Below are 12,212 nucleotides of genomic sequence, written 5' to 3'. Positions count from 1 at the left end.
TTAAAATTATGAAACCAATAAACACTAAAACCCACGGCTATATGGATTACATTATGGGCGTCTTTCTCATTGCTTCTCCGTCTCTTTTTAATCTGAATCACGAAAAGCCTGAGAGTAGTGTCTTTTATGTGCTTGGTGCAGCGACGATTATTTATAGTCTGATGACCGACTACGAGCTAGGATTTCTAAAAGTCATCCCTATGCCCATCCATCTGATAGTGGATTTTTTATCTGGGCTATTTCTGGCAGCCTCTCCCTGGCTTTTGGGTTTCTCAGAAACAGTTTACGGTCCACATCTAACTCTTGGAATTATTGAAATTGGTGCCGCGTTGCTCACAAGCACGCAGCCTCGAAGACAGATTCTCTAAACTAGATCGAAAGAATTATCAAACAAAAAAGCTGCCTTTTGGCAGCTTTTTATTTAAATCAGAAAATCTAACTTAAAATCCTTCGGGCTTATCTTGTGCATCATGCCCATGTTGCTTAACCAACTTATTATAGATTCCAAGTAACAGAAATGGAGAGGCCCACTGCCCAACGAAAAGAGCAGCATGTCGCTTGCCTAGGCATTTTAAAGCTAGTGAAGTTCCCATTGCGGCGAGCGAGCCGTAGAGAAACAGATCTGAAGGCAGCTTTGAAGTTTGTTCTTCTATGGCTTTGGCCGCCGTTCCTTCGGTGTTTTCATTTTCAAATGTCATAACTATCAGTTTTTAAAATTAATATCCTGAAAAATACATCTTCATACTAAGGCATATTTACAGAATTCAAATTCAGTTTTACAAACTGAAAATCAATAGTTTTCAATCTTCAGATTAATACCAAACTCATATTGTTCATTAAATGCTCGCCAAAGCCTAAAACTGTAAAATCACGCGTAAAAGATATAACGGCGGCCAAGTAGCATTTCCTAATTTAATTCATATTTATGTTTAATTAAATCCCACAGCAATGAAATTTAAAAAAGGAGAGCTGGTGCAACAGGAATTTGGAGGACCAGTAATGGAAGTCATTGGCTTTGAGCCAGATCTCATTGAAAACATCATCACTCAATGGGAGGATGAGAAAGGCACTATTATCAAAGCAAAATTTATGCAAGACACTCTTATTCCTGCATCTTCCATAAAAAAGTAAAATGGCAGTCCCAAGGCCATCAGAGAGCGGAATACTTTCCGCTCTTTTTTTCTCCCTAATAGAGATTTCGCAAAACAACAACTAAAATTCAGATCCAAGCTACTGAAAATTATATAATTCCCGTGCCTTTAACTATAAAAATAGGCTATTGGCCTCTGATACATTTGCTTTTCTTTCCAAATTTAAACATTAGATCTGGGAGCTTAAAGTCCCTAATGCAAATTATTAAAATCCATTATTATGATAAACAACTTAAAGAAAATTAGTAGAAGCGCCAGCGTACTAAACCAGCAAAAACCTCAGCAAGTGCAACATTATGATATGATTGTGCTGAGCCACCTTCGGTGGAAATTCGTCTACCAACGTCCTCAACATCTCATTAGCCGAATGGCACAAGATATGAAAGTGCTTTTTATTGAGGAGCCCCTACCCAATCCAGACAATAAAGAACCGGGAAACTTGAGCATCATCAGCGAAAATCTCCATGTACTGCAGCCCAATGTTGAGCGCATTGAAGATATTGCTTTAATTCTCCCTTCCTATACCGGCAGTCGAAATATAGGATCAGCTTGGTTCTATTCACCTGCATTCTGCCCTATTTTGGAATCTTTTAAATTTGACACTATCATCTATGACTGCATGGATGAACTATCTCTATTTAAAGGAGCACATGAGCAGCTGATGAACCAAGAAAAATATCTGATGGCCAATGCAGACATTATCTTCACAGGAGGCAAATCGCTTTATGAATCCAAAAAAAGGTTCCATCGGAATGTACACTGCTTTCCAAGCTCTGTTGACCGCAGTCATTTTGAAGAGGCAAAAGGCGAGATTTCCATTCCATCAGATATCGGCGATATTCCAATGCCAATTGCGGGCTACTTTGGGGTTATCGATGAAAGGATTGATTTAGAATTGTTGCATGAAGTGGCAAAGAAACTTCCTGATGTATCTTTTGTCATGATTGGACCTCTGGCTAAAATTGAGCACTCTGACCTGCCGCAGACTCCGAATATCCATTATTTGGGGATGAAATGTTACAAGGAACTTCCTAGCTATCTAAAAGCTTTTGACATAGCTCTTATGCCTTTTGCGCTCAATGACGCTACAAAATTCATCAGCCCTACCAAAACGCTCGAATACATGGCCGCCAACAAACCTATTATCTCCACAAAGATTACTGATGTTGTGCGTGACTATGCCCACTGCGTACATCTGGTAGAGAATGCAGATGAATTTGCACAAGCTACCCGAGAACTCACCGATCCCAACAGCGGTTCACAATGGGAGTGCCAGTATAGGGAAATTCTGGATAGGACTTCTTGGGATGCCACGGCTCAAAAAATGAAATCCATCATTAAATCCTTTACCAGATGAAACAGACCGGCATTTTAATTATAGGAGCAGGCATTTCAGGTGCAGTTCTAGCCGAACGCTATGCCTCTATTGGCAAAAAAGTGCTTGTAATTGAAAAGCGAAGCCATATCGCAGGGAACTGTTATGACTATACCGATGAAAACGGAATATTGGTCTCCAAGTACGGCGCACATCTATTCCACACCAATGATCAAACCGTATGGCGCTACGTAAACCAATTCTCCGACTGGTATCCTTGGGAACATAAGGTCAAAGCAAGAGTGGACGGAAAATCTGTACCCATTCCAGTGAATATCACCACAGTCAACGAACTTTTTGGGCTTTCCATCGAGGATGAACAGCAGATGAAAGTTTGGTTGGAAGAGAACCGCATACCAATATCTCGTCCGCGCAATGGCAAAGAAGCCGTTTTAAACCGAGTTGGCGCTGTGTTATATGAGAAAATGTTTCGGCATTACACTAAAAAACAGTGGGATAAATATCCCGAGGAGCTCGATGCTTCCGTACTGGAGCGCATTCCAGTGAGAACAAATTTTGATGACCGCTATTTCTCTGACGAGTGCCAAGCGCTTCCTGCAGGAGGCTACACGCAACTTTTTGAGAATATGTTGGATCATCCAAATATAGAAATACTCCTTGATACTGACTATCTGGAGACAAAAAAAGAATACAGTGGTTATGAGAAGCTATTTTATACCGGTCCAATTGACCGCTTCTTTGAATTTACTGGACAGCTCACTGAAAAACTTGAATACCGTTCGATCTATTTTGCTAAAGAGACCATTAATGCAGAATATTTTCAGGAAAATTCCGTAGTAAATTACCCTGGAACCGATACCCGCTATACCCGCATTGTGGAATACAAACATTTTGGGAATCAGAAATCCTCAAAGACCACTATAGTCAAGGAGTACACTACCGATGAGGGAGAGCCTTACTACCCAGTTCCCAATCCCAAAAACCAGGAAATCTACAGCAGCTATAAAACGCTGGCTGAACAGCTCCCTGATATCCATTTTGTGGGAAGATTGGCCAACTACAAGTACTTCAATATGGATGAAGCCTTTAAAAACGCGCTGGATCTATTTGAAAATCTGCAAGATAAAAACACTTTAAAAACAGCTGGATAATGGAAAGATTCAATACTTTTTTTATGGCTGGTTTTGAATGCGCTGACCACATCAATAGAAGCGGGGAAAGAATCAACCTTTTGAAGGAGACCCAACACGATATCAGGACAGAAGAAGACTACAGGGCACTCAACGCTATAGATATCAGAACGGTACGCGAGGGCATCTGCTGGAGCGAAGTTGAAAAAGCATCTGGAGATTTTGACTTCTCGAATGTGCTGACTCGCATAAGATCCGCAGAGAAATACGGCATTCAACAGATCTGGGATTTAATCCATTTTGGATATCCTGACGGGCTTTACCCTACCCATCCGCTCTTTGCTGAACGTTTTGAAAAGCTCTGCGAGGCCTTTGCCTTGTTTTATAAAGCCAATGCCACCCAGCTCCTGATGGTAGTGCCTATCAACGAGATTAGCTTTCTGGCTTGGCATTCTGGCGATGTGAGAGGTACAGTCCCTTTTGCGACCAACTCTGGATGGGACATGAAATACCATCTCTGCAAGGCGGCTATAGCTGGAATCAAAAAACTTAAAAGCACCGATGCCAACTGCACTGTCATTCTGGTGGAACCTTTGGTTAGAATCCATCCCACACCAGAGCATTACCATGTGCTGGATATCAACGAACACCAGTTTCAAGCCATGGACATCATAGCTGGACGTATGTGCCCAGAACTAGGAGGCTCGGAGGACTATCTGGAAATTCTTGGCTTTAACTACTATTGGGACTGCCAGTGGGAAGCCGAAGGGAAACCACTTCCTTGGCCAGAAGAGCAGGCAAAGGAAAAAAGAACGCCCCTTAGCGAGCTGCTTCAGACTGCTTACTACAGATACCACAAGCCTATTTTTATTTCCGAAACGGGGCATTTCGGACCGCAAAGAGCCTTGTGGATAAAAGAAATTGCCACTGAATGCCTCAAGGCTCAAGACAACGGCGTGGATCTTCAGGGCATCTGCTTATACCCCGCCACCGACCGTCCCGACTGGGATAATCTACAAAACTACTGCCAGTGTGGTCTTTGGGATCTTGACCAGCACAAGGACCGCATAGCTCATCAACCCTATATTAATGCGGTTATTCAGGCTCAAAGCAAGTTCCAAAAATCTCAGAACGTACTGAAGCGCCTAGCCAGATTATTTGAATAATTGTCTCATTTAAAACCTAAAAAAATGAAAACCATAAAACCCATAGTAGGCATTACTTTTAGCGCCTTTGACCTTTTACATGCTGGACACGTGAGAATGCTTGAAGAAGCCAAATTGCACTGCGACTACCTCATTGTGGGACTGCAGACAGACCCAACAGTTGACCGTCCTGAAAAGAATAGACCAACACAGTCAGTTGTAGAGCGTTACATTCAGCTTAAAGCGTGCCGCTTTGTAGACGAGATCATTCCCTACACTACCGAGCAGGACCTCGAAGACATCCTACAGGCGTTCCCAATCGATGTGCGAATCATTGGAGAGGAATACCGCGAGAAAGATTTTACAGGAAAAAGCTATTGTGAGAAAATGAAAATCAAACTGATTTATAACAGAAGAAGACATCGCTTTTCCAGCAGCGGATTAAGAAAAGAAGTATACCAGAGAGAATCACTAAAACTAGTATGATATGATACATCCCGATACCGAAGTTCGTTTTATAAGCCCTGAGAAAGGATATGGCGTTGTAGCTACCAAACTGATCCCAAAAGGCACCATCACTTGGGTTCAAGATGATCTGGACCGTGTCTTTAAACGAAGCGAACTCCACAGCTTAAACCCGTTTATCAGAAGCCATCTGCACAAATATTCTTTTACCAACAGGCACGGAGATTTAGTGCTTTGCTGGGACCATGGAAAATTTGTCAACCATAGCTTCAATCCGAGTTGCTTTAGTACACCTTATGACTTTGAAATCGCCATACGAGACATCCATCCCGGCGAGGAACTTACCGATGACTATGGTTATTTAAACCTCGAGGAGCCCTTCAGCTGTATTGATGAAAACACCGATCGTAAGACGGTCTATCCTGACGATATTCTGCGATACCATCAACAGTGGGACGCACTGCTTTTGGAGCATGCGCGGGAAGTCCTTAAACTAGACCAAGCTTTGCTGGATCTGGTTCCAAAGAAAACTTGGTGCGAGTATATCAGTGCGGTGTACAACCCTTCCAAAATGCGCTCCATACTGGAATGCTATTATCAGCCCGAACCTTTGCTAAACGGCATGGCTCAGCGCTAAAGAAAGAGCCAAGAAAAGAACAATAGGAACTGTAAACAAATAAAAAGTATGCCTTCAGAAATTGTAATGAAATGCAGCGCTGCGCTGAAAAGAAAAAAATGGAATGTCTCCTTTGCAGAAAGCGTCACCGCAGGCCGTCTTGCCTCTGAGTTTTCAATGACCAAAAATTCCGGAGCTATCCTTCGCGGAGGAATCGTATGCTATGAGGCATTTGTTAAAGAACAACTTTTGCATGTGCCTCACGAGATGATTCAAAAGCATAGCGCAGAATCTGCCGAAGTCACCAAACTTCTCGCCCAACAGACAGCAAAGCTCTTTAATGCAAAGGTAACGGCCGCCATTACAGGACTTAGCTCGCCAGGAGGAAGCGAAACTCGCCAAAAACCAGTTGGCACCATATTCTTTTATATCATCACTCCTACAGAGCAAATACGCCACCGCGAGCTCTTTCATGGAACACCAGAGCAGATTGTGATGCAGGCTGTAGACAAGACTGCTCAACTGATCAATGATGCCATAGAAAGGTTATAGGTGGTAAATATATAAAATAAAAAAGACCTGCAATCATATATAGACTGCAGGTCTTTTTTTGCGCGAAAAGCTCTTATTGCTCTTGCGATTCCTCTTCTTCCGAAGCGTCAAAATTAATGGTGTTGTAGGCGGCCTCAGTGAGAATGGTATCAGCTTGTTTTTCCTCTTCAAGAGTCTGCTGGAGCAATTTTGCTGCCTCCTCTTCATTTAGAGTCAGGGCAAAAGCCGCAAGAGTTCCATAAGAAGCAATTTCATAATGCTCAATTTTTTGGGATCCCGCAATGATTCCCGCATCACGAACTGGACCTAGCTCAGTTTCCTCCATAATGCTTTCCCCTTCTTTAATGAGCCCTTCCATGGCTTCGCATTTTTTAGCGGAAGCCTTCACTCCTAAAATTTCAAAAACCTGCTCAAGCCTAGCCACTTGTTCTTGTGTTACAGCCAAGTGATCGTTTATTGCCGTGATCAAATTCTCCGAAGACGCATTCTTAGCCATTTTTGGAAGCGCTTTAGTAAGCGCTTTTTCCGCCCAATAGATGTCTTTAAGAGAATCTACAAATAATTCTCTAAGCCCTTCAGCCGCATTGGATTTTGCTGGCACGGCTTTTCCTCTGCTCTGAGCCTGTTTTGCCGGAGCCTTTTTGGCAGGCGCTTTCTTTGCTCCTGTCTTTGCAGTATCTGCTGTTTTCATAATATGCAATTTTTCAATTAAACTATACCAAATCTAAAGCCCAAAGCCAGCCCGCGCTTACAGAATTCTGTCTTAAGCTTATAAAATAAGCATCCATACCAAAAAGAGCATCATGGCAATTCTATAAAAATAAAACCTTACGTTGAAAAGATATCTTTGGGCGACCAGCTACATTTAGCGTTTAACCGCAAAACAAAAAGAAATGATAGAGAAAATTGACGCCCCCGAAAATGTTGCGGCCTTTAGAGCGAAAGGCACTGTAACAGCCGAAGATTACAAAAATGTGTTAGCTCCTGAAGTCTCCAAACTTGCAGAAAGGATCAATGAAATAAACTTTCTATTTGTAATTGACACCGATATCGAAAACTTTACAGCCGCCGCTTGGATGCAGGATGCCCTACTAGGTCTTAAAAATCTGGGAAAATGGAACCGCGCTGCAATCGTCACGGACTCCTCTAGAGCCATATCTTTTACCAATGGCTTCAGCTATCTTGTTCCAGGAGAATTCAGAGGCTATAAAAAAAATGACTTTCATGAAGCACTAAGGTGGGTACGCACTGGAGAAGAACCAGAAAATAATTAAAAACAAATCAGTAACATCCTTTCACTAAGAGAGCTAAGCTAATAATTAGGATTGCACTCATCAAAAGATTATTGACTATTCGAACTTTCTAAAACTAAAAAACGTCTTTTCAGACGTTTTTTAGTTTTTATCCTCAATTCTTCTTCTCAGCAGCTCCTTGAAAGACTCCTCTTCCACATGCTGGAGTGTTGAATGGATAATTTCCGTAAAATTCTCCTCACTCCAGCGTGAGGACGCATAGGTTAGCGTGGGCCCTGTATAGACATCTACCACAAAACAGCGTGCGGATGAAATGGAAAAAAATAAGCACGGACAGCGTAACTCCATAAAGAGTAGATAATCCGTCATTCTTATACTCTGGGCAAGCTGCATCACATTCACAAAAAGTAGAAAGGGATCCGTTCCTGCCTCAGAAAGTCTATACCCAGCCTCCCTTAACGATCCAAAACAGAGCAATGCATTTCTCATCTCCAATTTTTTAAAAATCTTTTGGAACAACACACAGTTTCCTTTGCTCCCATCAACTACTACTACAGGTCCAAGCTTATTCATAACTTCTGATTTTAGAATTGACAATCTGGACAAAACTGCAAAAATTGTCGTAATCATTTTTTTACAATCTACAATGCATTTTTACAGGATCACCATGCACTTTAAAACGCAAAAAATTCTAAAGCAACTTCTCTATGCAGCTTCTTAAAAAGAATTGAAGTGACATGGAAATTATATAAATATGAATAAAAATTATGTAAGCAGCACTGTGTAGTGAATTTAAATTTGCCTTACCTAAATCCAACTACCTATGTCTAAAAAACAGCCTACTAAGCTCTTATACTGCTTGTTAACATTTGGCGTTCATGCGAATGTGCTCCCCAGTACCGCGATGCTGAAGATTATGAAAAACACATTCATCGCCTAATCGATTCCACAACTATACAACCCTAAATTGCCCTTATGAACCTAAAAAAAACAAGCACCGTTCTGTATTTATTTATTCTTTATTCTTCTGCCCTTGTAGCACAAGGCGGCCCACCTCCCCCAGGGCTTCCCGATGACACTCCTGATCTGCCTATCGATGGGCAGTGCACTTTGCTGCTGGCGGCGGGCATTATATTGGGTCTAATCGTTACCGTAAAACGCCGAAAATCACACTGAGACTTATTTTTTGTATTTAAATCTTAACCCGAAACTGCACATGAAAAAACTGTCTACTCTTTTTTTGATGGCTGTGAACACTAGCTGCTTTTCCCAGCTATATTTGGCAACAGGGGCAAGCCTTTATGCCAAAAACGAAGTGCTTTATGTCAAAGAAAATCTTCAGCTCAATGCTAATTCCAATCTCTATTTAAGAAATGAAGCCCAGCTCATTCAAGGAGCCAGCCTCTCTAACAATGTTGGTCTGGGCTCTCTTTCAGTTTACCAAGAAGGCACATCAGATAATTTTGAATACAACTACTGGTGTGCCCCTGTCGGAATGCCTTCCAATACAACGGGAAACTCCAGTTTTGGCATCACCATGCTCTCACGTCCTGAAACGGCGATTCTTTCGACCTCTGCGTCGATTCTTCCACAGGGAAGCTATGACGGCGCAGCATCGCCTCTCGCAATCGCTTCCTCATGGATCTATAAACTTACCAATGCCAGCAGTTATTCACAGTGGAGCGCAGTTGGAGCAGCCACCTCTTTAGCTCCAGGCGAAGGCTTTACCATGAAAGGAACCTCTGGCACAGATCTTTTAGATCCTCTAGGACTCGGAATACCTAACAACCCTGGAGGTGCACAGCGCTATGATTTCAGAGGAAAGCCTAATAGCGGCAATATAAGCGTTACTCTAACAACGGGCAACGCCACACTCACCGGAAACCCCTATCCATCGGCTCTGAATCTGAATGCCTTTCTTTTGGATCCCGATAACCTTGCCATAACTGGAGGAACGGCCTATTTCTGGCAACAGGATAGAACCGTAAACTCCCACTATCTTAGCGCCTACCGTGGGGGCTATGGCTCCTATTCCCCTGTGAATGTGAATTCTGAAGGAATCTATGTGCCAGCGGCCTTTAACGCCTATAATCAGGATGGCACCCCAAACGCTGGCCCAGGATCTGGAACAGGAACTATTCTGCAGCGAAGATATTCTCCGATCGGTCAGGGATTCTTGCTGAATGGAACTTCCAATGGCACCGCAACCTTTAAAAATATCCATCGCATATTTTTTAGAGAGGGTACTGGAATCTCACAGTTCGAAAAAAAGACGCCACAATTACAAACGCAAAAGCAGGCAGAAGAGATAGAACCCCTATCCTATTTGAGAATAAATAGCATAATCAATGGCCAATTTACCAGACAACTTGCCTTGGCCTTTCTTTCTCAGGCCACAGATGGACCAGATCCTGGAATTGACGCGTTGAACATGACCACTGATCTGCCTGAAGACGTCAATTTCCGCATTGGCAATGCCTCCTACCTCATACAGGGAATCGCTTTTGATCCCTCAAAAAAAATTCCTTTAGCCGTAAAAGCATCCAAAGAGACGACCTTTAAGTTTCTTATAACAGAAACAGCCCATTTTGATTCCTCACAACCGATCTTTCTCTATGACAGCTCTGATGACTCCTACCATGACATCAGAAACATTGCCTATGAAATCAAAGTCCCTGCCGGTAACCACACCAGCCGCTTCTCCATTGCTTTTAAAGATGATCATAACCTAAGCCTGGAAGAAAACCCAGATTCAGAGCATTTTATAGTTTATCAGGACAGATTATCCAAAGCCATTAAGGCATCTAATCCCCAGCTGCTTACTATTCGCTCTATGTCTCTATACAATATGGCTGGAGAAAAGGTTTTTAAAACAAAAGAGTTACAAACCGAACTCACCTACAGTTTCACTCCTTCTAGACTACCAGCAGGTGTCTACATAATAGAGTTTCTTACCGATGACAATCGCAAGATCACCAAAAAAATCCTGCTCTCTACAGATGGAGATAAATGAGGATAGACGATTACCTAAACAAAAATGAAAACTAAAATAAACGATATGCATACAAAATCTACCCTATACCGAACAGCCCTAACAATGCTGCTTTTTCTACTTCTGACCGAAGCAAATGCCCAAATAGGAATCGGAACGATAACCCCAGATCCTTCCTCCATACTGGATATCTCCTCCACAGCTCAAGGAATGCTGGCTCCTAGGATGAGCACCGCACAGCGTACTGCTATTGCCAGCCCAGCTGAAAGTCTGCTGGTGTTTGACACCACCGACAAAGCGTTTTATTTCTATAATGCTGCAACTTCGGCTTGGATTAAAATGGCCAATGAAAGCACCTTAAAAAGAACCAATTACAAGCTGGTAAAATCAGCTGCTGATCTTGCGCCCGAGCTTGCTGCAGGAGGCGGATCATCGTATTTGCTCAACACCAATACATTATATGAAATCAACGGAACCATTTCTCTTACGCGTCCCATCAACATCAACAATGCATATGTCTCAGGCCTTGATGCCAACGAAGATGTGCTTTCCTATGCCGGTGTAATTTTTCAGGGTAATACAGGAGGCAGCATTCGAAACCTGACCTTAAGAGGTGCCACTGCCTTTGCTATTACGGGGCCAGGCGCGGCGACGTCTTCTTCCCTTCTGGTTCAGAATGTCGTTATAGACGGGATGAGTTCTAGTGTGGGTAGCATATCGGGTATCGGACTCTATTTTGGCAATATCATCCAGTTTGTCAACAATGCGAACGGCATTACTTATTCCAATATCGGCAATCTACTCCTAAATAACCAAGCTTGGGCTTCCAGCAACAATGGAACTTTCGAAACCTTCACGGGCACTTTTGGACTGATACAAAAAAACAGTGGTTTCAGCACCCTAAATGGCGCTGATGTAGCCATAGATGTGAGCAGTGCAACACTTAGCGTAGGAACAGGAGTATTACTTGGCACTGTCTTCTCTGGCACTACAACAAATTCTTCAGGCTACATTAATCGATATGCTGCCGCGTCGACCTACCCTGGCTACAACTTTAGCACAGCTTGGACCGTTGATGCGCCTGGCATACCAAGAGAAGGCGATGCCGATGCAACAGGCGATATTAATCTAGATGCCGCAGTTGGAGCCGGAACCACAACTTCTTTTACTGGAACAGGCACGGCCAGCAGGGTAAAGCTTAACGGTACCACGACTTCAAACAATCTGTTCCGATTCACTAGAGATGGTAATAACAGAATCACCTACAGAGGAAACAAAACCAGATATTTTCAGGTAAACGCATCGGTATCTTATCAGGGAACAGGCTCTGATATTACTCTTATTCTTTATATAGCCAGAAACGGCGTTGTGCTTACTGACACTAAAGTCTATGGTAGGCCTTCTACGGGATTCTTATCCACTGCCGGCATCCTTGCGCTTCCGGTTGTGGGCACGATGCAGCTCAAAAAGGACGATTACATTGAAATATGGGCTGAACGCTACGACGGAACTGGTGGCATGTCCACTGTATCTTTAAACTTAAGCGCCAGATAGGCCTTTCTGCATATCACA

The 12,212-nt window shown here is 42.8% G+C and carries 14 protein-coding genes; 11 read left to right on the top strand and 3 right to left on the bottom strand.

Annotation, left to right across the window (positions count from 1 at the left end):
* The first annotated feature begins 8 nt into the window (after nucleotides 1-8).
* Nucleotides 9-368: an SPW repeat domain-containing protein gene (locus FF52_RS05360; protein WP_008463624.1), complete on the top strand. Its 360-nt coding sequence runs from the start codon at nucleotides 9-11 to the stop codon at nucleotides 366-368.
* A gap of 72 nt (nucleotides 369-440) precedes the next feature.
* Here the strand turns inward: FF52_RS05360 and FF52_RS05355 are convergent, their stop codons facing one another.
* Nucleotides 441-698 carry a hypothetical protein gene (locus FF52_RS05355; protein WP_008463623.1) on the bottom strand — a complete coding sequence of 86 codons (258 nt, stop codon included), beginning with the start codon at nucleotides 696-698 and terminating at the stop codon, nucleotides 441-443.
* Nucleotides 699-948: 250 nt separating this feature from the next.
* Here FF52_RS05355 and FF52_RS05350 point away from each other — a divergent pair, with 250 nt between their 5' ends.
* The 7 genes from FF52_RS05350 (at nucleotide 949) to FF52_RS05320 (ending at nucleotide 6,395) form a co-directional block, all read left to right on the top strand.
* Nucleotides 949-1,131 (top strand): hypothetical protein, encoded by a 183-nt coding sequence (locus tag FF52_RS05350; RefSeq protein WP_008463622.1) that lies wholly within the window; start codon nucleotides 949-951, stop codon nucleotides 1,129-1,131.
* A gap of 240 nt (nucleotides 1,132-1,371) precedes the next feature.
* Complete coding sequence (locus tag FF52_RS05345; protein ID WP_008463621.1) at nucleotides 1,372-2,508, top strand: glycosyltransferase; 1,137 nt, start codon at nucleotides 1,372-1,374, stop codon at nucleotides 2,506-2,508.
* On the top strand, nucleotides 2,505-3,638 hold the full coding sequence (glf, locus tag FF52_RS05340) for a UDP-galactopyranose mutase (protein WP_008463620.1): 1,134 nt from the start codon (nucleotides 2,505-2,507) through the stop codon (nucleotides 3,636-3,638). The genes FF52_RS05345 and glf overlap by 4 nt, the downstream gene beginning before the upstream one ends.
* A complete protein-coding gene (locus FF52_RS05335; protein ID WP_008463618.1) occupies nucleotides 3,638-4,783 on the top strand; it encodes a hypothetical protein in 1,146 nt (381 codons plus the stop codon). The genes glf and FF52_RS05335 overlap by 1 nt, the downstream gene beginning before the upstream one ends.
* A gap of 24 nt (nucleotides 4,784-4,807) precedes the next feature.
* Nucleotides 4,808-5,248, top strand: coding sequence for an adenylyltransferase/cytidyltransferase family protein (locus FF52_RS05330; protein ID WP_008463616.1), 441 nt, complete (start codon nucleotides 4,808-4,810; stop codon nucleotides 5,246-5,248).
* A gap of 1 nt (nucleotide 5,249) precedes the next feature.
* Complete coding sequence (locus FF52_RS05325) at nucleotides 5,250-5,864, top strand: SET domain-containing protein (protein WP_008463614.1); 615 nt, start codon at nucleotides 5,250-5,252, stop codon at nucleotides 5,862-5,864.
* 48 nt (nucleotides 5,865-5,912) lie between these two features.
* A complete protein-coding gene (locus FF52_RS05320; RefSeq protein WP_008463613.1) occupies nucleotides 5,913-6,395 on the top strand; it encodes a CinA family protein in 483 nt (160 codons plus the stop codon).
* 73 nt (nucleotides 6,396-6,468) lie between these two features.
* Here FF52_RS05320 and FF52_RS05315 read toward each other — a convergent pair whose 3' ends face one another.
* The gene (locus FF52_RS05315) at nucleotides 6,469-7,086 is read right to left on the bottom strand and encodes a ferritin-like domain-containing protein (protein WP_008463612.1); all 618 of its coding nucleotides are present in this window, start codon (nucleotides 7,084-7,086) and stop codon (nucleotides 6,469-6,471) included.
* A gap of 202 nt (nucleotides 7,087-7,288) precedes the next feature.
* Here FF52_RS05315 and FF52_RS05310 point away from each other — a divergent pair, with 202 nt between their 5' ends.
* Nucleotides 7,289-7,669: an STAS/SEC14 domain-containing protein gene (locus FF52_RS05310; RefSeq protein ID WP_008463611.1), complete on the top strand. Its 381-nt coding sequence runs from the start codon at nucleotides 7,289-7,291 to the stop codon at nucleotides 7,667-7,669.
* Nucleotides 7,670-7,789: 120 nt separating this feature from the next.
* Here FF52_RS05310 and FF52_RS05305 read toward each other — a convergent pair whose 3' ends face one another.
* Nucleotides 7,790-8,221, bottom strand: coding sequence for a hypothetical protein (locus FF52_RS05305; RefSeq protein ID WP_035690864.1), 432 nt, complete (start codon nucleotides 8,219-8,221; stop codon nucleotides 7,790-7,792).
* Between the two features lie 643 nt (nucleotides 8,222-8,864).
* On the opposite strand from FF52_RS05305, the gene FF52_RS05300 reads away from it, so the two are divergent.
* A complete protein-coding gene (locus FF52_RS05300) occupies nucleotides 8,865-10,661 on the top strand; it encodes a T9SS type A sorting domain-containing protein (RefSeq protein ID WP_035690861.1) in 1,797 nt (598 codons plus the stop codon).
* Nucleotides 10,662-10,685: 24 nt separating this feature from the next.
* Entirely contained in the window at nucleotides 10,686-12,194 is a 1,509-nt protein-coding gene (locus FF52_RS05295) for a hypothetical protein (protein WP_008463607.1), read from the top strand.
* Nucleotides 12,195-12,212 lie beyond the last annotated feature (18 nt).

It is taken from the genome of Flavobacterium sp. F52 (assembly GCF_000278705.1).
Taxonomy (GTDB): Bacteria; Bacteroidota; Bacteroidia; order Flavobacteriales; family Flavobacteriaceae; genus Flavobacterium; species Flavobacterium anhuiense.
Note: the sequence above shows the minus strand (reverse complement) of the source record. Positions and strands in the feature narration are given on the sequence as shown.

Bases quoted from the DNA above. Each gene is read 5' to 3' on its own strand.
- FF52_RS05360 (WP_008463624.1), top strand. From the start codon at position 9: ATGAAACCAATAAACACTAAAACCCACGGCTATATGGATTACATTATG.
- FF52_RS05355 (WP_008463623.1), bottom strand. From the start codon at position 698: ATGACATTTGAAAATGAAAACACCGAAGGAACGGCGGCCAAAGCCATA.
- FF52_RS05350 (WP_008463622.1), top strand. From the start codon at position 949: ATGAAATTTAAAAAAGGAGAGCTGGTGCAACAGGAATTTGGAGGACCA.
- FF52_RS05345 (WP_008463621.1), top strand. From the start codon at position 1,372: ATGATAAACAACTTAAAGAAAATTAGTAGAAGCGCCAGCGTACTAAAC.
- glf (WP_008463620.1), top strand. From the start codon at position 2,505: ATGAAACAGACCGGCATTTTAATTATAGGAGCAGGCATTTCAGGTGCA.
- FF52_RS05335 (WP_008463618.1), top strand. From the start codon at position 3,638: ATGGAAAGATTCAATACTTTTTTTATGGCTGGTTTTGAATGCGCTGAC.
- FF52_RS05330 (WP_008463616.1), top strand. From the start codon at position 4,808: ATGAAAACCATAAAACCCATAGTAGGCATTACTTTTAGCGCCTTTGAC.
- FF52_RS05325 (WP_008463614.1), top strand. From the start codon at position 5,250: ATGATACATCCCGATACCGAAGTTCGTTTTATAAGCCCTGAGAAAGGA.
- FF52_RS05320 (WP_008463613.1), top strand. From the start codon at position 5,913: ATGCCTTCAGAAATTGTAATGAAATGCAGCGCTGCGCTGAAAAGAAAA.
- FF52_RS05315 (WP_008463612.1), bottom strand. From the start codon at position 7,086: ATGAAAACAGCAGATACTGCAAAGACAGGAGCAAAGAAAGCGCCTGCC.
- FF52_RS05310 (WP_008463611.1), top strand. From the start codon at position 7,289: ATGATAGAGAAAATTGACGCCCCCGAAAATGTTGCGGCCTTTAGAGCG.
- FF52_RS05305 (WP_035690864.1), bottom strand. From the start codon at position 8,221: ATGAATAAGCTTGGACCTGTAGTAGTAGTTGATGGGAGCAAAGGAAAC.
- FF52_RS05300 (WP_035690861.1), top strand. From the start codon at position 8,865: ATGAAAAAACTGTCTACTCTTTTTTTGATGGCTGTGAACACTAGCTGC.
- FF52_RS05295 (WP_008463607.1), top strand. From the start codon at position 10,686: ATGAAAACTAAAATAAACGATATGCATACAAAATCTACCCTATACCGA.